Raw genomic sequence first — 19966 nt, forward strand, 5'->3', positions numbered from 1 at the left:
CTTATCAAAGGAAACAGCGCTGCTAGTTTTAGAATCAATTCTGGTTTATCGGTTTTAGCCTGGCAAGAGTGTCAGGCTTTTTTATGATTTAGACGGAATGAAATCAGTATACACTAGCTACATAAATTCATTTAAGGGATTATCCAAAGAGGTTTGGTGGTTGTCTTTAATTACCCTTATTAATCGAGCGGGGACGATGGTTATCCCTTTTTTGTCACTTTATCTTACCCAGGATCTCGGTTTTACTTTGGAAAATGTCGGTATTATAATGAGTTGTTTTGGATTAGGATCACTTATAGGTGCCTGGCTGGGAGGTAAATTAACGGATATGTTTGGCTCATACCCTGTGATGCTTGTAAGTCTGATATTGACTGGTATTCTTTTTATAATACTTCAATACCTTGATTCATTTTGGACAATTTGTGGAGGTATTTTTGTGTTAATGATCATTGCGGACGCATTCAGACCCGCAACATTTGTGGCGCTAAGCACGTATAGTAAGCCTGAAAACAAAACCAGATCCGTAACTCTTATACGTCTTGCAATAAATCTTGGATTTTCTGCCGGACCAGCACTTGGCGGTCTAATTATTGGTACCTTAGGTTACTCTGGGTTATTTTGGATAGATGGTCTTAGCTGTATCGCAGCAGGTATATTGTTATTAGTACTTCTAAATCCTAAAAAGGCTAAAGTCCTTGATAGCGTTGAAAATAAAATGCCGTTATCTGCATATAAAGATGTGCCGTATTTGGTATTTATTATTGCAATGGTGCTGTTCGGATTCATATTTGTGCAGTACTTTTCTACAATCCCAATTTACTATAACGATGTGCACGCATTAAGTGAAACTCAGATAGGTCTACTATTAGCCATGAATGGTTTCTTAATATTTGTATTTGAAATGCCCCTTATAAAGTTTTTAGAAACAAGGTCTTCATCTAAAATATCCAATATGATAATTGGTTTAATGCTAGTTACTTTCAGTTTTCTAATACTAACTTTCACCACATGGATTGGTATCCTTGTTATAGGGATGTTATTGATGACACTTGGAGAAATGATAGCGTTCCCGTTCTCTAATGCATTTGCCATGGATAGGGCAAAAAGAGGCAGGCAAGGAGAGTATATGGCCCTTTATAGTATTTCCTTTTCAATCTCTCACATTTTCGCACATAATTCGGGGATGATTTCCATTGCCAGGCTAGGTTATCAAACCACCTGGTATTTGGCCACTTTTGTAGGTTTACTTGGCATTTTGTTACTTTTGTTATTGAAAAAATTACTTCTAAGAAATTCCCGAAAGTAAAAGCTATGAAAATATTTCTCTCACTCTTAGTTCTTTCTGGTTTAATTACCGGATGCATGGAAAAAAAGAATCATTCCAAAACTTCAGGAAACATTCTTAAAAGAGCTATTGAATTACATCCTGATAATTATAATGTTGCCTTCTTAATTATGGATGGCACATATAATACAGAATTTACTGCCCCATATGACATTTTTCAGCATACAAAATACAGAGAAGGCATCAAGGCCATGAATACTTTTACGGTGGCTAACACTTTAGAGCCAATTACTACTTTTGAGGGACTGCGCATATTACCGGATTTTAATTACATAAGAGATTCCCTTCCACGAATAGATATACTGGTAATTCCCAGTGCCGAACATCACCTGGACACGGATTTAAAAGATACTGCCATGCTTAATTTTGTAAAAAGGGTAGACAAGAATGCGTTATTTATGACTTCACATTGCGATGGCGCTTTTGTTCTGGCAAAAGCCGGCTTGTTAGACAAGGTTACCTCTACCACTTTTCCGAGCGACATTGCAAAATACAGGCAGATGTTTCCTCTTCTAAAAGTAAAGGACAGTGTACTGTTTGTGCATGATGGTAAATACATAACCTCTGCGGGTGGAGCAAAGAGCTTCGAAGCCTCTTTATATCTTTGCGAGTACCTTTATGGAAAAGAAGTGACTAAATCTCTTGCCAAAGGATTAGTAATTGATTGGGATCTTAATTTAATTGAAAAAACTATTCCTCAATAATGGCATCATAACGAGACCCCTTTAGATACTTATTTACTATGGCATTGAACTCGGGCATAATTCTCAATAGGGCTGTATGTTCCAATGAATATAGGCGTGCCTTGTCCTCATAGCCATTTTTTAACAATTCTTCCAGATAAAATAAGGCCGTACCAAAATCTTCGTATTTAGAACTATCGGATATAATATTTAAGTAATATGAATAAGCCTTAGGCTCTGTTATAGTTTTCAACATCCAGAGAAAACTTAATGCCTCGTCATTAACAACTGGATACTCCTTTTCAATATCTATATTATCTTCTATAAGTGCATTTAGATACCCCAATAAACGTTTTCCCATTTGTTGTTCGAATGGATCCAGCTTCTTATCATATTTTTTGAGTTCCTCCATCTGATAATTCCACCATCCCAGATTATTGTAATTCAGAGCAGATAAGTCATCAAATAAATTATAGTCATAATCCTCTTTTATAAATGATTCCCGAAGAAGAACATTATTTAAATTTCGTCTTTGAGATCTATACCTATTTTCTTTTTTAAGGGTTTTAAGTTGCTCCCTCAATGAATCAACTTCCAGATGTGGCCTGTAAATAGATATTATTTCACTTTGTAAGTTATATGCCTTTAATAACTGACCTGAATTAATTAGTAGTTTAAGGTCCTTCAAATTTTGGCCATAAGAATTCATCACAAATTCATCATTTTTAGCGACATTCCCTTTAGCTATAGCCGAAAGTGTAAGTATCTTTAATGCCTTGCCTATAAGGCTATAATCTGACCATCTTTCACCTCCATCAAATACCAACAGATCATTGGGGAATTTCATTTTGTTCAACAATTCTCTGCCCTGTAACATTTGAGGATAGTTAAAATCCTCATTCCCAACAATTCCAACAAAGTAAAAAGGATTTTTCTCGTCTAATAATTCAACACTTGGAACAAAAGATCCACATGAAATTACACCTTCAACCTCTTTTATAAATGAAGGTACAAGAGCGGCAAACTTAGCTCCGGACGAAAATCCGGCAGTATAAATTCTATTTCTATTCAAAGGGAAAAGCGCTGCAACTTCCTGAAACATCCTACTGGTAATTAAAACATTTTTTGAAATTGAAAGCGTATCGCCTATATCATTAGACGAAGCAAGTAGAAACCCCTGCTCTTCTGCCGCAACCTTGAAAATGTTTAATGCCTGGCCATTTTTGCCTTCCATGTCAAAAACAAATATGACGGGCCATGTACCCTTACCATCAAACTTTTTAGGAAGATATAATTTATATGTTTCGGAAATTGAATCGTTGATGCGGACAGAATCTATAATCTTTCCTTTTTTAAATACCGCTTGTCTTGTTTGTGAACTGCCGGTATAAGCCAAGCTTACAAATAAAAGAAGAAATAAAACTCGCTTCATATTTCTGAAATAATCAAAAACCTGGCCAAAATAGTTAAGAATTCTACAAATGTTCAAAGTATTACTGAAAAACCTTTAAGATTGTATATTGGATTACTTATAAAAAATACAACCTCGTGACAACCTATAGATAAATTAAGTAATTAAATCCTTCAACAACAAATATTCAAAACTATTTATTTCCTACACCCGGATGTCCGGTTATAAAATTCTGTTAAAAGAATAATTTTTAATTTAATTACTTTCATTATATCTAATCCAGCCGGCAATAGACATGACTCCTTTACCATATTCCAGACTCAATTAACAAACTTTACTTAAGTCGCTTTATCGGTGCATCAGAGACTACATCAGACAGAATAATATGTGTCCTGGTTTCGCCATATCTAATAAGTTCATCGATAAATCTTTCGAGATGAGTCTGATCCTTTAGAACTACCTCCATTATAATATTTTCATCACCCGTAATCCGATAACAATTTATAACTTCCTCCAGAGTTTTAACCATCTCAAGAAAAGGCTTCAATTTACCCATAAAAGCTCTTAATGTAATAATTGCCTTTAGTTGATAACCTGCCAGGGTATACGATACTTTTGCATTAAAACCTTCGAGAATTCCAAGGTCCTCCATTTTTTTGACACGCTCCGCCACTGCTGGTGGAGTTAGCCCCACCTCCCTTCCAATATATGACAATGACAGCCTCGAATTCTCCTGCAGGAGTTTAAGGATGCGCCAATTTAAGTCATCTATTTTGCTATTCAAAGTAAATTATCTTAATTAATATTGTTTATAAAGCTAAAATACAAAATTGCTTTATATTTTAAAGATAATATCTGAAATTTGAACGTAACTTTATAGTAGAATATTTGCTAAAAGAGAAAATGCCCTACAAAAACTTAAGAACCTTACCGGTTTACAGAAAAGCGATGGAACTTTGCACTATGAGCAGAGAAATTGCCTCGTTTGTTTCCCACAACAAGGATTTACTGAAATTGTACCAATCCAATAGTTTAAGAGATCATATTGCAGATTCTTTATTAACTGACGCCATTTTAATCCCGCAACAGATTGCACAAGCAGAATCTACAGAATCATTTACTGTTCGAATGAAAAGTGCTTCATTTATTAATATTATGATAGATAACATAATCTCCTATTGTAACGGACTGGAAAAGGATGGATTAAAAGAACGAGAATATGTGGATTTACTTCGGAAAGAAATCCATAGTTTTAGAAAATCTTTTAAGAAATGGAGAAAGTCTATCGGTAAAAATGGTGGTGATTCAAGCTGGGGATTTAATGATTATATGGGCTACTAAATAAGGCCCTTAAGGAATAATACATTGCTTTAATGAATTTAAATTCCGGGTTTTTCCTATAATTACTTTACATATTTCTTCTATACTGCCCTCCTACTTCAAATAATGCATGTGTAATTTGGCCTAATGAGCAAACTTTAGTCGCCTCTATAAGTTTTTCAAATATGTTATCATTCTTTATGGCCGTTTCCTGTAGCTCTTTCAACTGTTTTTGAGCAATTAGCTTATTTCGTATTTGCAAGCCTTGTAAAGTATTAATTTGCTGCTGTTTTTCCTCATCTGTAGCCCTAATAACCTCGGCAGGGAGTATGGTAGGTGATCCTGAAGAACTTAAAAAAGTGTTTACACCAATTATTGGATATTCACCTGTATGTTTCAGTGTTTCATAGTACATACTTTCTTCCTGAATTTTGGATCGTTGGTACATAGTTTCCATTGCACCCAAAACACCCCCGCGCTCAGTAATTCTGTCAAATTCAAGTAAAACAGCCTCCTCTACAAGATCTGTAAGTTCTTCAATTATAAAGGAGCCTTGAAGCGGATTTTCATTTTTGGTAAGACCTAATTCCTTGTTAATAATCAATTGAATCGCCATTGCTCTTCTAACCGATTCTTCCGTTGGTGTGGTAATAGCCTCATCATATGCATTGGTATGCAATGAATTACAATTGTCATAAATGGCATAGAGAGCCTGCAAAGTGGTTCTAATATCATTAAAATCAATCTCCTGCGCATGCAAACTTCTACCGGATGTTTGTATATGATATTTTAACATTTGTGCCCTGGAATCCGCATCGTATTTGTCTTTCATAGCTTTGGCCCAAATACGCCTTGCGACTCTTCCTATTACTGCATACTCAGGATCTATTCCATTGGAAAAGAAAAACGACAAGTTGGGACCAAACTTGTTAATATCCATTCCCCGGCTAAGGTAATATTCAACATAGGTAAAACCATTAGACAGCGTAAAAGCCAATTGGGTAATAGGATTTGCCCCGGCCTCTGCTATGTGGTAACCCGAAATCGATACAGAATAAAAATTCCTTACCTCATTGAGAATAAAATATTCCTGAACGTCCCCCATAAGTCTCAATGCAAATTCTGTTGAAAAGATACAGGTATTTTGTGCCTGATCTTCCTTTAGAATATCTGCCTGGACTGTTCCGCGGATTGTTTTTAAAGTCTCATGCTTAATGGTTTTGTACACCTCAGGGGCAAGTACTATATCTCCAGTTATACCCAGTAAAAAAAGACCAAGACCGTTGTTTCCATCCGGTAAAATGCCCTCATATTTTGGTCTATTTTTTAAATCTCTGCCATAATGGGCTTTGATTTTTGATTCTACCTCTTTTTCGAGACCATTTTGATGTATATACTTCTCACAGTTTTGATCAATTGCAGCATTAATGAAGTAACCCAACAGCATTGGTGCAGGTCCATTTATGGTCATACTAACTGATGTCATGGGATCGCTCAGATCAAAACCGGAATACAACTTTTTGGCATCGTCAAGACAGCAAACAGATACTCCTGCATTCCCTATTTTTCCATAAATATCGGGTCTGTGATCAGGATCATTACCATAGAGTGTCACAGAATCGAATGCAGTAGACAATCTCTTGGCAGGCATATCAAGACTTACATAATGAAATCTCCTGTTTGTGCGTTCAGGTCCTCCTTCACCTGCAAACATTCGTGTGGGATCTTCACCTGTCCTTTTAAAGGGATAAAGTCCGGAAGTATATGGAAATTCCCCAGGTACATTCTCCTGTAATCGCCATAGAAGCAAGTCTCCCCACGCTTTATACTTAGGCAAAACCACTTTGGGAATTGCAAGGCCTGATAGTGACTCAACATGCGTATCTATACTTATCTCTTTTTCTCTAACTTTAAAAACATAAGTAGGGCCTTTATACTTATTTGCAAAACTATCCCAGTTGAGTATAATCTCCCAGTTATAAGGATCAAAATTGAGTTTTACCCGTTCAAATTCAACTAATAAAAGTTGAATTAAATTATCTTTTTCACCTTCCTCTGAAATTTCCAAACTGGAAGCTTTTATTCCCGCACTAGTTAACTCTGGTGGGGTCTGAGAAAGACCTGCTATTGTTTTGTAAATTCCATATAATTGTTGGGCTACTTCAACCTGATGTGACACTTTAGTATCATAAGTTTTAATACTTTCCGCAATCTCTGAAAGATATCGTGTCCTGGATGGCGGCACAACAAATACCTTTTGATCCATTTCCTGGCTGATCACTATAGTTGAAGCAAGATCTGCTCTTGCCTTTTCTGTTAATTGTTGCATAACCGCTTTGTATAAACGATTCATGCCCGGGTCATTAAATTGTGAAGCTATAGTGCCAAATATCGGTAAAGTCTCAACATCTGTTTCCCATAGTCCTTGATTTCGTACATATTGTTTCCTTACATCTCTTAAGGCATCGGGAGCTCCTCTTTTATCAAATTTATTTATCGCAACCAGATCAGCAAAATCGAGCATATCAATTTTCTCAAGCTGAGTTGCAGCACCAAATTCAGGGGTCATAACATAAAGGGAAACATCACTATGCTCAATTATTTCTGTGTCTGACTGGCCAATGCCCGAGGTTTCGAGAATAATCAGATCAAAGGCAGCTGTTTTTAGTACTTCAACGGCCTCATTGACATATTTAGATAATGCCAAATTGGATTGTCGTGTTGCCAGGGATCGCATATACACCCGATCATCATTTATAGCATTCATTCTGATCCGGTCACCCAGAAGAGCTCCTCCTGTTTTTCTTTTAGAAGGATCAACAGATATCAAACCAATTGATTTCTCTGGAAAATCCCTTAAAAATCGCCGAACGAGTTCGTCAACTAAACTAGATTTTCCAGAACCTCCCGTACCTGTTATTCCTAACACAGGGACATGATTTTTATCCTGGCGAATTCCGGAAAAGAGTTCTTCAAATTCAGAAGGCCTGTTTTCCGCAAGACTTATTAGCCGTGCAATAGTCTTTGGTTGTTTTCTCTTTAAAGCTTTAATGAGGGTGGTTCCTTTATCTAGAATTAAGTCGGGAACCGGTGTATCACTCTGTTCTACAAGGTTGTTTATCATTCCTTGTAATCCCATTGTCCGACCATCATCAGGTGAATATATCCTGGTAATCCCATACTTCATCAAGGCCTCTATTTCTGACGGCAGAATTACACCTCCACCACCACCAAATATCTTAATATGACCAGCTCCGCGCTCCTTTAAAAGGTCATACATATATCTAAAATATTCATTATGACCACCTTGATACGAAGTCATTGCTATGGCATTGACATCTTCTTGTATAGCGCAATTTACAACCTCATCAACACTTCTGTCGTGGCCTAAATGAATTACCTCTACTCCTGTAGACTGAATAATGCGCCGCATAATGTTAATGGCTGCATCATGGCCATCAAACAGAGAAGCCGCAGTAACCACTCTTATTTTATTCTTTGGTTTATAGACTTTATTTTGTTCCATTGATAATTTTTGGCCTTCTTTAGGTTAGCAATTTACGGAAAATGCAAAAAAAATCACCTTGCAATCAGAATTTTATAAAAATCATTAGTTTCACCAAGCCTCTGTTCCTAATATTATAATTTTATAGGCTTAAATATATCATTTTGAGAAACACAATTCTTATTCACTGCCCGGATCAATCGGGAATAATAAGTGCTATAACCGGGTTTATACACAATAAAGGAGGAAATATCGTTTACCTGGATCAGCATGTTGACGAAGAGCTCAGTGTTTTTTTTATGCGTCTGGAAAGTGAGTTTTCAAGTAACACGATTGCATTTTCTGAATTCAAAGAAGAATTTGAGACGAAATTGGCACTCCCATATGAGATGAATTGGAACATACATCCTGGAAACCTAAAACCGAGAATGGCCATTTTTGTATCTAAATACAACCATTGCCTGTATGACCTGCTCAGCAGATATAAATCGGGCGAACTGGAGGTGGAGATCCCTTTCATCTTAAGCAATCATGAAGAGGTTAAACATATTGCTGAACAATTTGAAATCCCTTTCTATTATATTCCTGTAACTAAAGAATCCAAAGCCGAGGCTGAGAAGAAACAATTGGAACTGTTAAAATCCCATAATACAGATTTTATAGTATTGGCTCGATATATGCAAATAATAAGCAGTAAAATTATAGATCATTTTCCAAACAAAATAATCAACATTCACCATTCCTTTCTTCCCGCGTTTGCCGGAGCCAAACCTTATCATGCCGCATTTGCACGGGGTGTGAAAATCATTGGGGCAACCAGCCATTATGTTACGGAAGCTCTGGATGCAGGACCCATAATTGAGCAAGATGTTACAATGGTTTCTCACTCACACCGAGTGAAAGACTTTATTGCCAAAGGACGCGATCTGGAAAAAATTGTACTTTCCAGGGCCGTTCAACTTCATGTAAACAGGAAAACAATGGTTTACAATAATAAAACAGTAATATTCTCATAACCTCAAAGTATAAGCCCTTTTTACCCCGCATATTATTTAGTATATTAACAGAATAATATTTTACAAAGATTTATGCAAATGGTTAAAATTGCAGTTTTAGGTCCAATACCAAGAGATACCATCTACACGCATCAGGACGAGGTAATACAAAAATATGGTTGTGTAACACATCCTGTAATTGCTTTATCCAAACTATTGGGAGAGGAAGGAACTGTTATTCCTATCACCAATGTTCATCAAAAAGATTTTGATCCTATTTTGGAAGTGTTTAAACCTTATTCAAATATTGACACTTCTCACATTAGGAATGAGGAAGACAGAGGCACTGTTATAGAATTGAGGTTTATAGATCAAAATAATCGATTAGAGAAACAAACATCCTGTATGAGACCTATCTTACCAAAAGATATTTCAGATATAGATGATATTGATGCGTATGTTTTTGTTCCTATTACAGACTTCGAAGTTTCCCTTAGTACTCTGAGTTATATTAAACAGCATAAAAAAGGGTTGATAATTTTTGATGCGCATGGGCCTACTACGACAATGAGTATGACCGGAGATCGATACCGAAAGTTTTGGGTGGATATGGATGAATGGCTTCCCTATATTGATGTTCTTAAAATGAATCTTGAAGAATCTCAGGCGTGTTGGTTTAAAAACGAATATGAATATGAGGAAATGACGAGTTATGAAGAAGATAAAACCGATCATTTGGATGCAATGGCTGAACACGTGCTGTCCAAGGGGGTTACTTATTTTTATGTTACCTTAGACTCAAGAGGTTGCGTCGTTTATTATAGGGAAAATGGTACTACTGTGAAAAAATTTATAAAATCTGTTTTTATGAAAGATGTTGTAGATACTACAGGATGTGGGGATTCTTTTGCCGGTGGTTTGGCCTATGGGTTTTCTTTTTACAAAGACCCAATTAGAGCTGCGCAATATGCAAATACTCTTGGTGCCCTGCGTACACAGGGAAAAACTTTTGATGTTTTTAAAAACAAAACAGAAACGGAGAAGTTAATTTCCGATCACTATTGAAAATCGTATGGGTATCCTAAGTCACCAATAAATTATCCAATTACATTCAGATTTTACAATGAATTCTGTATAATTTAAAGCAATAAGTGAAAATTTCTTAAAATCCTTGCAATAAACATAATATATTAACGTTAAAATTTTGAAGGTAAATCACTACAATTTTTAAAATATTGTAGTTCTGCTGACTTATAAGGCAGATATCCTTAAACGAATTATTTGAGTTAGTATTTTTTGAGTTAGTTAGTTTAAACCGGTGGAAGCACCGGTTTTTTTATTCCCCAATTGTCTTAATGTCTTAGTTAATCCGCTTTCTTATACAAACCGTCAAAAGCCACATTTACCAATGTACCATTATTCATGATTTCCCAGAGTTGCCTTACTGTTCCATCATTATTTAGGGTCCAGGTAATTTTATTTACATATTGCTTGCCATCCTTATGATCAATAGGCTCAGATTTCAGGATCATTTGATTTTCTATTCTATTACCCGTCAGTTTCAAATAACTTCCGGAATTATCAACCCAAAGTTGCTCCCATTGCTTGGTTTTATCATTATAAAAATTTAAACTAGTACCGGTATAATTCCCTTTGGCTCCAACCCAATTTTCTTTTAGAACACAGCCGTCTTGCATTTTCACTATTGTATTCTTACCAGCAACAGTTCCATCTGTATTAGTAACCTCCCACTTACCTTCCCAAAAATCGAAATCGTCATGGTTTTCTGAACAGCAATTACAATCTGAAGATTGCGCCCAGGTTCCAAACGCTGTAGCAAGAAAAATGCTTATTAATATTAAATATTTTTTATTCAAGGAATTGATTATCAATTGATAGCTATGGTGAATTAAATTAAGCCTTATTTGTGATTCGTTTTCTGTATTCACAAATAACCGGAAAACTTGCCCAATTTTATTTTTTTGAAGGCATAATGGGTATATATTCAACAATTTAGTTAAAAATTAGACATATCACCTGATTTTTAGGTGAATACATATAGAAGTGAACATCCAAACCTTCGTTTTGGTCGTATATTTGTAAGAACAAAGAATGTGATCATGGATAATCAATATTGTAAAGTGGGAGCGATTACTCCAATAACAAGTGGACAAAAGGCCCTGGCCCTAATTGAATCCCAATATCAGAACTTTTTAAGGAAGGCATCAGACTTTAAGACTACAGATGATAAGCTTGCTGAATTTTTTGAATTGAAGGCACGAAAGCTTAAGAAATTGTTGGAGAATTTTGTGTAGTATAACTCAATTTGTTTTAAGTTCTTTTGCCATTTTATCGCGTAATTCGGCAGCTTTTTGCGCTGCCATAATTGCAAAATCCTGCTCTGTCGAGGCGTAGATAATCCCTCTTGAGGAATTCACTAATATCCCAACATTTTTATTCATACCATATTTACAAACTTCTTCCAGACTTCCACCCTGTGCACCTACCCCCGGTACTAAAAGAAAACTATCCGGAATTATTTTGCGGATTTCTACTAAATGACTGGCTTTTGTAGCTCCAACTACATACATTAGATTTTGAGAATTTTTGTATGATCTTGATGTTTCCAGAACTTGTTCATACAGCTTCTTTTCGCCAATTTGTTTTGTCTGAAAATCAAAGGCACCCTCGTTTGAAGTCAATGCCAGTAGAATGGTATGTTTGTTCTCAAAAGATAAAAATGGTTCAACAGAATCCCTGCCCATATAGGGTGCAACCGTGATTGAATCAAAATCCAAATCTTCAAAAAATGCTTTTGCGTATCTATATGAAGTATTCCCTATATCACCTCGTTTTGCATCTGCAATGGTAAATAATTCAGGGTAAAATTCATTAAGGTATTCAATAGTTTTGCGCAACGCATCCCAACCCATGGAACCATAAGCTTCATAAAAAGCAATATTTGGTTTATAGGCTACACAAAGGTGATGGGTAGCATCAATAATGGCCTTATTAAAAGAAAAAATTGGTGATTCTTCATTTAGGAGATGCTCTGGTATTTTTTCCAGGTCCGTATCCAGACCTATACAGAGAAAGGATTCCTTTTTATAGATTTGCTCAACTAAGTGTTCAATTTTCATCCTGATTTCTAAAAAATCTCCGAAGCTTCTTTCAGTTTCTCGGTATTCTCAACCAACATCAACTCATCAATAATCTTTTGAATATCTCCGTTGATTATATTTTGCAGATCGTAGAGCGTTAGGCCTATCCTATGATCAGTAACCCTTCCCTGGGGATAATTATACGTACGAATCTTAGCTGAACGATCTCCACTACTAACCTGTGAATTTCGTTTTGCAGCATCCTCCTCTTGCCTTTTAGCCAGTTCCATGTCGTAAAGTCGCGATCGCAATACTCTAAAAGCTTTATCCTTGTTCTTGTGCTGTGATTTTTCATCCTGACACTGAGCCACCAAACCTGTGGGAATATGGGTTAATCTAACAGCTGAGTAGGTTGTATTTACAGATTGGCCTCCCGGACCTGATGAACAAAAGAAATCTATACGTACATCCTTTGGATCTATCTGTACATCAAAATCTTCGGCCTCTGGTAAAACCATTACTGTTGCCGCGCTGGTATGAACACGGCCCTGTGTTTCTGTCTGTGGTACGCGTTGCACGCGATGAACCCCCGCTTCAAATTTCAGTGTCCCGTATACATCTTCTCCGCTAACTTCAAATTGAATTTCTTTATAACCTCCGCTGGTACCTTCACTCAAATCAATGATGTTCGTTCTCCAACCTTTAGACTCACAATATTTGGTATACATGCGATGAAGGTCTCCTGCAAAGATACTGGCCTCATCTCCACCTGTCCCTGCGCGTATTTCCATCACTACATCTTTAGCATCCTCCGGATCTTTTGGAATCAATAATAACTTAATTTCCTCCTCCAATACAGGCAATGCCTCCTTAGCCTCATCCAATTGCATTTTTGCCATCTCAATCATCTCCAGATCACTACCATCACTTATGATCTCCTCAGCTTCGTTCATATTATTGGTCAACTCAATATATCGATCTCTTTTATCAACAAGCAAGCGTAAATCCTTGTATTCCTTATTAAGTTTTACATAGCGCTTTTGATCTGAAATAATATCAGGCTGTATTATAAGGTCTGATACTTCATCAAAGCGCTGTTTAACAATATTTAATTTATCTAACATTCAAACATCTCTTAGGAATGCGAATTTACAAATTTTTAAAGGTAAATTAACCACTTCATAAGCAAGATAGAAAGAGTTTTATAAAAGAAGAATGAGAAAATTTATTCTACCGTGTCCAAAATTATTCCATGGCTATGAAACATCTGATTATAGTTATCTAAAATTATCACTTCGGTATCACCGAGCTGATTTATTAAGGATATTCCTTTCTCCTTACCTAAAATATAGACCGCCGTAGCCAAAGCATCACATAATTCCGCACTTTTGGCAAATATGGTTACCTTGCTTATTCCAGTGGTCGGATACCCGGATATTGGATCGATGTAATGTGGGTATTTCTTACCGTTAAAAGTAATATATCTATCCAAATTACCTGTAATGGACACGGATGATTCTATTAATGGTATCCAGGTAAATATTTTGCCATTACTTCTTGGGTGATCGACGCCTATTAACCATTTCTCTCCGCTTGCCTTTGTCCCCCAGGTAGAGATATCTCCTGAAGCGTTAATCATACCTGCAGGAACCTGTTTGGATACTAATAGCTCTTTAACTTGATCTGCGGCATAACCTTTTCCAATTGCCCCAAAACCAATCTTCATTCCTTTTTCTTTAAGAAATACAGTGTTTTCAGTACTATTCAAAATGATTTTTTTATAACCTACTTTGGAAACTGCCCGACTGATTTGTTCCGGAGTTGGAAACATGGACATTGAACCATCAAATTTCCAGACCCCTTCCATTGCTGCAACAGTAATATCAAAAGCACCATCTGTAATTTCAGAAATCTGAATAGAACGTTCGATTAATTTGTAAAGCTCGAAGCTTACCTTGACAGGTTTTGAGCCGGCATTCCGATTTATTTCCGAAGTCTCTGATTCAGGATCCCAGGAAGAAATCAGCCTTTCTATACGTTTGACTTCAGCAATTGCCTCTTCCAAATTGATATATCCAATTTCTTCATTTTGCGTTACCACAGTAAATTCAAAGGGACTGCCCATTAATTTCACAGATCTCTTTACGGTAACATTCCTTTTCGCCTGACCACAAACTGAAGTCATGGTAAGAATACCAAAAAGTAGTGCCACAAAACTTTTCACTTACTGTGCTTTTTTAAGTTGTGAAAATATTGGGCGTAGGGTTGCGCATTTTTTATGAATTGAAAAAAATGTGCAAGAAAAAACGAAAAGATTTAGGGCCAAACTTTTCACGTAATTATCAAAATGTGACTAATCCGTAATTACTCAAAAACCCGAAGTATATTACCGTTTAGTTCTGTGTTAAACGTTTTAAGCGGATTGTTTGTAATTGTGTTTAAAGGTGCTCCATTTTGATCAAATTCTGATCCATGGGTGGAGCAACGAAAAATTCCTCCATTATCATCCAAAAATCTCACCTGATCTGTTTGCTGATGACTACATATCTGACTTGCAGCAATAAAAACACCTTCAAGATTCTTTACAACAACCACATCATTTTTTAGAATAAAATCACCATTATTCTGCAACCCTGCACCTTCCTGCGAATTAAGATCAACAGTGAAGTCAACACCACTAGGTATGGGCTGCATTGGCAGTTCTCCATCATCACTTGAACAGCCGTTAATACAAGGGAAGGTTAACGCAAAAGCGGCACCCGCTCCCAGGCTTCTTAAAAATTCTTTTCTCTCCATAACATTCATTTTTTTTAATGTCTGCATGTAATTTCAACCCAGGAATCGGGCTGAAAACTACTATAAAAAGAACGCTTTAAAAGAGTGATTCGTATACCTTAATAGATAAACGTTCCGTATTCGCTCTTAATTGTCAGCTTTTTTGAAGTATTAGGCTCTACATAGCCCACAATTTGGGCATCTACGTCAAACTCGCGGGAAATTGCTATCAGGTCTTTCGCAACGCTTTCGTTCACATAAAGTTCCATGCGATGACCACAATTAAAGACCTGATACATTTCTTTCCAATCTGTACCCGATTGTTCCTGTATTAATTTGAATAATGGCGGTACTGCGAACATAGAATCTTTAACAATATGCAGTTTATCCACGAAGTGAAGAATCTTTGTCTGTGCCCCGCCACTGCAATGCACCATCCCATGAATATCTTTAGAATCGTATTTCTGCAGAATTTTTTTGATGATCGGAGCATAGGTTCTGGTAGGAGACAGTACAAGTTTACCGGCATCAAGGGGGGAATCCTGGACAGAATCTGTAAGTTTTACACTTCCTGAATACACCAATTCCTCCGGAACATGCGAGTCATAGCTCTCAGGATACTTAGTGCTCAAATATTTTGAAAAAACATCATGCCTTGCTGATGTAAGTCCATTGCTACCCATCCCTCCGTTATATTCAGACTCATAGGTAGCTTTTCCATAGGAAGCCAAACCAACAATTACATCTCCCGGACAAATATTCGCATTGTCTATAACATTAGCCCTTTTTAGCCTGGCTGTTACCGTAGAATCAACAATTATTGTGCGTACCAAATCGCCCACGTCAGCGGTTTCCCCGCCCGTTGAATAAATGGTTATACCATGATTTGCTAAATCTTCTATTAATTCCTGAGTGCCATTTATTATTGCCGAAATGACTTCACCCGGAATCAGGTTTTTATTTCTCCCGATAGTAGAGGATAAAAGAATATTATCTGTTACCCCCACACATAAAAGATCATCCAGGTTCATGATTAATGCATCCTGCGCAATACCCTTCCAAACAGACACATCCCCTGTTTCTTTCCAATACATATAAGCGAGTGAAGATTTGGTGCCAGCGCCATCTGCATGCATTACCAAACAGTATTCCTCATCCCTGGTCAGATAATCCTCTACAATCTTGCAAAATGCATTTGGAAATAAGCCTTTGTCAATATTTTTTATGGCATTGTGTACGTCTTCCTTTGAGGCAGAAACTCCTCTTTGGTCATAACGTTTGCTAGTAGACGGATCCATGGGTTTTGGTTTCCGCAAAAATAAGATAAACCATAAAAAAAAGCCCACAAAATGTGAGCTTTAATTATTCGTTTATTTAATATACAATAGTTCCCGGTATTTAGTAAGTGGCCACGACTGATCATCTATTAGTTGCTCCAGCTTATCGCAATGGTATCTGATTTTATCAAAATAAGGTCGAACATTATCACAGTAAGCGAAAGCTTTCTTGTTCAGGTCCTTTAAATTGTTGGCCATTTTTCTGGCATTGGTCATATCATCCGTATTCTTTTTTATTTCTACCATATGCTCCGCAATCTGTTCAATAAGAGTGAGATGACCCTCAGACAGTTTTTTATGAGCCGCTCCATAAATCTCTTTTAAGCCCAGAACATTTTTAATTATTTTATTTTGGTATTCAATTGCCGAAGGAATGATGTAGCTATAAACCAAATCATTAAAAACCCTGCCTTCAATTTGGGTTTGTAAAATATAGGTCTCTAGTTCAACGTCCCGCCTAGCTTCTACTTCAATAGTACTCATTACTTCCTGTCCCTTAAAAAGTTCCAAACTCTCTTTGGATGTAAGTACCCTGATTGCCGAAGGGGTATTTTTATTATTACTCAGCTTCCTTTTTTTTGCTTCTTTTTCCCATTCATCACTATAGCCATCCCCATCAAAACGAATTCTTTTGGATGACTTGATGTATTCCCTTAAAACATTAAAAACTGCTTCATCCTTTTTTAATTTCTTTTTATCAATTAAAGCATCTACTTCTCTTTTAAACTCTTTTAATTGGTGAGCAACAACAGTATTTAGAATCATCATGGGTTTAGCAGAATTAGTTTTTGAACCAACTCCTCTCATCTCAAACTTATTCCCCGTAAAGGCAAATGGCGAGGTTCGATTTCTATCTGTATTGTCTAATAAAATTTCCGGAATCTTACCTACAACATTAAGTTTTAATTCTGTTTTCTCTTCAGGTGAGAGTTTTCCCTGGGAAACCCCTTCCAATTCATCCAATACATTACTTAGTTGTGTACCTATAAAGATTGAAAAAATAGCGGGTGGAGCTTCATTGGCGCCCAGTCTGTGATCATTACTGGCAGAAGCAATTGAAGATCTCAATAGTTCCTCATAGGTGTCTACGGCTTTGATGGTATTAACAAAAAAGGTAAGGAACTGCAGGTTTTTCATAGGTGTAGAACCCGGGCTTAGAAGATTGACCCCTGTATCTGTTGCCAGTGACCAATTGTTATGCTTTCCTGAACCGTTAATCCCTGCAAAGGGTTTTTCATGAAAAAGAACTTTAAAATTATGCCTGTCTGCTACCTTTTCCATAATATCCATGAGAAGCAAGTTATGATCAACCGAGAGATTTGCTTCTTCAAAAACAGGAGCCAATTCAAATTGATTCGGTGCTACCTCATTGTGTCTGGTTTTTAATGGGATGCCTTTTTGAATGCATTCTTTTTCCAGATCCCGCATAAAATTTATTGCTCTGATAGGAATAACTCCAAAATAGTGATCACTTAACTGCTGTCCCTTGGCTGCGAGATGTCCAATAAGTGTCCGACCGGTTAGAACTATATCAGGACGTGAATTCGCTAATGCTTTATCAACCAAAAAAAACTCTTGCTCCCACCCTAATGTTGCGTGGACTTTGGAAACATTTTTATCAAAAAATTTGGCAACAGCAGTAGCAGCAATATCCACAGCATGCAATGCCCTTAATAGTGGGGCTTTGTTATCCAGCGCTTCTCCGGTATAGGAAACAAAAATTGTGGGGATACAGAGTGTTGTTCCGTAAATAAATGCCGGTGAAGAAGGATCCCATGCCGTGTAACCCCTTGCTTCAAAGGTATTTCGTATACCGCCACTTGGAAAACTTGAGGCATCCGGTTCTTGCTGAACAAGTTGTGCTCCACCAAATTTTTCAACCGCCCTACCGTCAGGTCGAAGATCAAAAAAAGCGTCGTGTTTTTCTGCAGTTGATCCTGTTAGAGGTTGAAACCAATGTGTGTAGTGAGTAGCGCCCATAGAGATTGCCCACGCTTTCATGGCCTCCGCAACCTGATCTGCTATTTTTCTATCAATTTTGGAGCCTGAGAATATAGCCTCTTTAATACTTAAATGCGCATCCTTTGTAAGATATTGCAGCATCCTGTCTTCATTGAAAACATGGGTTCCAAACAATTCTGATCTTCGCCCTGTTTCTACTACTGAAAGCTGTTGGCGCTGCAGGCTTTCAGTAATTGCATTTAATCTTCTTTTGGACATTAATTGAATTTTAAGATTTTAATTAAAACGATATTAAGTATTTCATAGAAAAACCGCTAAATTATACAAATATTGCAAAATACCCTTTAAAAAACAGGGGTGTTGATAAATATGTCGATTTTTTTGATAAATACCCCCTAATTTTTTATAGATGTCTATAAAATAATTTATTTTTGAAAATCATAAAAATGAAATATTAACACGGAAGATTATGAGCAAAACAAAGTTAGAATACATTTGGTTGGATGGTCACGAACCAACTCAGGAACTAAGAAGCAAAACCAAGATTGAAGAAGACTTCAGTGGTAAATTGGAAGACTGCCCTATATGGTCTTTTGATGGAAGTTCCACAGAGCAAGCCACAGGCGATTCCTCAGATTGTCTGTTGAAACCGGTCGCTATTTATCCGGATCCGGAAAGAGAAACTGGATTTTTAGTAATGGCAGAAGTGTTAAATGCAGATGGAACAGCGCATGTGTCGAATCATCGTGCTAAAATTGATGATGATGATAATGACTTCTGGTTCGGATTTGAACAGGAATACTTTTTAATGGACACTGAAACGGATTTACCTCTTGGGTTTCCACGTGGTGGATTTCCAGGACCTCAAGGTAAATATTACTGCTCCGTAGGTGGAAGGTACACCTGGGGGAGAGATTTTGTAGAAGAGCATATGGATATGTGTATCGCAACTGGAATTAATTTTGAAGGTATAAACCAGGAAGTTGCGCCAGGGCAATGGGAATTTCAGTGTTTTGCCAAAGGTGCTAAAAAAGCAGGTGATGAGATCTGGATAGCGCGTTATCTACTGAATCGCCTTAGCGAAAAATATGGTTATTACATAGAATTACATCCAAAACCTGTTAAAGGTGATTGGAATGGTAGTGGAATGCACGCAAACTTTTCCAATACTACTTTAAGAACATGTGGCTCTAAAGAAATATATGAAAGAATTTGTGAGGCTTTCAGACCAGTGGCTCTTGACCATATAGACGTTTATGGTGCTTTTAATGATGAAAGACTTACAGGCTTGCACGAAACAGCATCTATTAAGGATTTCAGTTATGGGGTTTCAGACAGGGGTGCCTCAATCAGAATTCCAATTATAACTGTCGAAAAAGGATGGAAAGGATGGTTAGAAGACAGAAGACCAGCTTCTAATGGAGATCCGTATAAAATAGCAGGTAGAATTATCAAAACGGTAAAATCAGCAAATATAGAAGCTGTAGCTAACTAATTTTCAGAATTATTTTTATAAAGCCGCCTTTGAGGAA

The 19966-nt window shown here is 36.8% G+C and carries 17 protein-coding genes; 7 read left to right on the forward strand and 10 right to left on the reverse strand.

All coding sequences use genetic code 11. From position 1 onward, the window contains the following. The first annotated feature begins 97 nt into the window (after positions 1 to 97). Positions 98 to 1306 carry an MFS transporter gene (locus ABJH90_RS09630; protein ID WP_348138759.1) on the forward strand — a complete coding sequence of 403 codons (1209 nt, stop codon included), beginning with the start codon at positions 98 to 100 and terminating at the stop codon, positions 1304 to 1306. A 56-nt stretch (positions 1307 to 1362) separates the two neighbouring features. After that, complete coding sequence (locus tag ABJH90_RS09635) at positions 1363 to 2049, forward strand: DJ-1/PfpI family protein (RefSeq protein WP_348338081.1); 687 nt, start codon at positions 1363 to 1365, stop codon at positions 2047 to 2049. Here the strand turns inward: ABJH90_RS09635 and ABJH90_RS09640 are convergent. After that, the gene (locus ABJH90_RS09640; protein WP_348138763.1) at positions 2036 to 3460 is read right to left on the reverse strand and encodes an alpha/beta hydrolase; all 1425 of its coding nucleotides are present in this window, start codon (positions 3458 to 3460) and stop codon (positions 2036 to 2038) included. The genes ABJH90_RS09635 and ABJH90_RS09640 overlap by 14 nt on opposite strands. Before the next feature lie 313 nt (positions 3461 to 3773). Continuing rightward, the gene (locus ABJH90_RS09645; RefSeq protein WP_348138765.1) at positions 3774 to 4223 is read right to left on the reverse strand and encodes an Lrp/AsnC family transcriptional regulator; all 450 of its coding nucleotides are present in this window, start codon (positions 4221 to 4223) and stop codon (positions 3774 to 3776) included. A gap of 119 nt (positions 4224 to 4342) precedes the next feature. Here ABJH90_RS09645 and ABJH90_RS09650 point away from each other — a divergent pair, with 119 nt between their 5' ends. Next, complete coding sequence (locus tag ABJH90_RS09650) at positions 4343 to 4780, forward strand: hypothetical protein (protein WP_348138767.1); 438 nt, start codon at positions 4343 to 4345, stop codon at positions 4778 to 4780. A 67-nt stretch (positions 4781 to 4847) separates the two neighbouring features. Here the strand turns inward: ABJH90_RS09650 and ABJH90_RS09655 are convergent, their stop codons facing one another. Next, positions 4848 to 8285: a methylmalonyl-CoA mutase family protein gene (locus ABJH90_RS09655; protein ID WP_348138769.1), complete on the reverse strand. Its 3438-nt coding sequence runs from the start codon at positions 8283 to 8285 to the stop codon at positions 4848 to 4850. A gap of 143 nt (positions 8286 to 8428) precedes the next feature. Between ABJH90_RS09655 and purU the strand changes: the two genes are divergently transcribed. Both purU and ABJH90_RS09665 read left to right on the forward strand, forming a co-directional pair. Beyond that, entirely contained in the window at positions 8429 to 9280 is an 852-nt protein-coding gene (gene purU / locus ABJH90_RS09660) for a formyltetrahydrofolate deformylase (protein ID WP_348138771.1), read from the forward strand. A 78-nt stretch (positions 9281 to 9358) separates the two neighbouring features. Continuing rightward, positions 9359 to 10324 carry a carbohydrate kinase family protein gene (locus tag ABJH90_RS09665; RefSeq protein WP_348138773.1) on the forward strand — a complete coding sequence of 322 codons (966 nt, stop codon included), beginning with the start codon at positions 9359 to 9361 and terminating at the stop codon, positions 10322 to 10324. A 299-nt stretch (positions 10325 to 10623) separates the two neighbouring features. Here the strand turns inward: ABJH90_RS09665 and ABJH90_RS09670 are convergent, their stop codons facing one another. Beyond that, positions 10624 to 11136, reverse strand: a complete 513-nt coding sequence (locus tag ABJH90_RS09670; protein WP_348138775.1) for a hypothetical protein — start codon at positions 11134 to 11136, stop codon at positions 10624 to 10626. Between the two features lie 171 nt (positions 11137 to 11307). On the opposite strand from ABJH90_RS09670, the gene ABJH90_RS09675 reads away from it, so the two are divergent. Continuing rightward, the gene (locus tag ABJH90_RS09675) at positions 11308 to 11574 is read left to right on the forward strand and encodes a hypothetical protein (protein ID WP_348338083.1); all 267 of its coding nucleotides are present in this window, start codon (positions 11308 to 11310) and stop codon (positions 11572 to 11574) included. 6 nt (positions 11575 to 11580) lie between these two features. Here the strand turns inward: ABJH90_RS09675 and pyrF are convergent, their stop codons facing one another. The 6 genes from pyrF to ABJH90_RS09705 all read right to left on the reverse strand — a co-directional run bounded on the left by pyrF (position 11581) and on the right by ABJH90_RS09705 (position 18692). Next, positions 11581 to 12399, reverse strand: coding sequence for an orotidine-5'-phosphate decarboxylase (gene pyrF, locus ABJH90_RS09680; protein ID WP_348138779.1), 819 nt, complete (start codon positions 12397 to 12399; stop codon positions 11581 to 11583). 8 nt (positions 12400 to 12407) lie between these two features. Continuing rightward, on the reverse strand, positions 12408 to 13484 hold the full coding sequence (gene prfA / locus ABJH90_RS09685) for a peptide chain release factor 1 (RefSeq protein WP_348138781.1): 1077 nt from the start codon (positions 13482 to 13484) through the stop codon (positions 12408 to 12410). Positions 13485 to 13585: 101 nt separating this feature from the next. Beyond that, complete coding sequence (locus ABJH90_RS09690; protein ID WP_348138783.1) at positions 13586 to 14584, reverse strand: FAD:protein FMN transferase; 999 nt, start codon at positions 14582 to 14584, stop codon at positions 13586 to 13588. A 140-nt stretch (positions 14585 to 14724) separates the two neighbouring features. Beyond that, positions 14725 to 15156 (reverse strand): Rieske (2Fe-2S) protein, encoded by a 432-nt coding sequence (locus ABJH90_RS09695; protein WP_348138785.1) that lies wholly within the window; start codon positions 15154 to 15156, stop codon positions 14725 to 14727. Between the two features lie 98 nt (positions 15157 to 15254). Beyond that, positions 15255 to 16433, reverse strand: a complete 1179-nt coding sequence (locus ABJH90_RS09700) for an AIR synthase related protein (protein ID WP_348138787.1) — start codon at positions 16431 to 16433, stop codon at positions 15255 to 15257. Between the two features lie 72 nt (positions 16434 to 16505). After that, positions 16506 to 18692: a glutamine synthetase III gene (locus ABJH90_RS09705; RefSeq protein ID WP_348138789.1), complete on the reverse strand. Its 2187-nt coding sequence runs from the start codon at positions 18690 to 18692 to the stop codon at positions 16506 to 16508. A gap of 211 nt (positions 18693 to 18903) precedes the next feature. On the opposite strand from ABJH90_RS09705, the gene ABJH90_RS09710 reads away from it, so the two are divergent. Then, positions 18904 to 19929: a glutamine synthetase beta-grasp domain-containing protein gene (locus tag ABJH90_RS09710; RefSeq protein WP_348138791.1), complete on the forward strand. Its 1026-nt coding sequence runs from the start codon at positions 18904 to 18906 to the stop codon at positions 19927 to 19929. Positions 19930 to 19966: the final 37 nt, after the last annotated feature.

Source organism: Eudoraea sp. (assembly GCF_039969275.1).
GTDB lineage: Bacteria > Bacteroidota > Bacteroidia > Flavobacteriales > Flavobacteriaceae > Eudoraea.

Bases quoted from the DNA above. Each gene is read 5' to 3' on its own strand.
- ABJH90_RS09630 (WP_348138759.1), top strand. From the start codon at position 98: ATGAAATCAGTATACACTAGCTACATAAATTCATTTAAGGGATTATCC.
- ABJH90_RS09635 (WP_348338081.1), top strand. From the start codon at position 1,363: ATGGAAAAAAAGAATCATTCCAAAACTTCAGGAAACATTCTTAAAAGA.
- ABJH90_RS09640 (WP_348138763.1), bottom strand. From the start codon at position 3,460: ATGAAGCGAGTTTTATTTCTTCTTTTATTTGTAAGCTTGGCTTATACC.
- ABJH90_RS09650 (WP_348138767.1), top strand. From the start codon at position 4,343: ATGCCCTACAAAAACTTAAGAACCTTACCGGTTTACAGAAAAGCGATG.
- ABJH90_RS09655 (WP_348138769.1), bottom strand. From the start codon at position 8,285: ATGGAACAAAATAAAGTCTATAAACCAAAGAATAAAATAAGAGTGGTT.
- ABJH90_RS09665 (WP_348138773.1), top strand. From the start codon at position 9,359: ATGGTTAAAATTGCAGTTTTAGGTCCAATACCAAGAGATACCATCTAC.
- pyrF (WP_348138779.1), bottom strand. From the start codon at position 12,399: ATGAAAATTGAACACTTAGTTGAGCAAATCTATAAAAAGGAATCCTTT.
- prfA (WP_348138781.1), bottom strand. From the start codon at position 13,484: ATGTTAGATAAATTAAATATTGTTAAACAGCGCTTTGATGAAGTATCA.
- ABJH90_RS09695 (WP_348138785.1), bottom strand. From the start codon at position 15,156: ATGGAGAGAAAAGAATTTTTAAGAAGCCTGGGAGCGGGTGCCGCTTTT.
- ABJH90_RS09700 (WP_348138787.1), bottom strand. From the start codon at position 16,433: ATGGATCCGTCTACTAGCAAACGTTATGACCAAAGAGGAGTTTCTGCC.
- ABJH90_RS09705 (WP_348138789.1), bottom strand. From the start codon at position 18,692: ATGTCCAAAAGAAGATTAAATGCAATTACTGAAAGCCTGCAGCGCCAA.
- ABJH90_RS09710 (WP_348138791.1), top strand. From the start codon at position 18,904: ATGAGCAAAACAAAGTTAGAATACATTTGGTTGGATGGTCACGAACCA.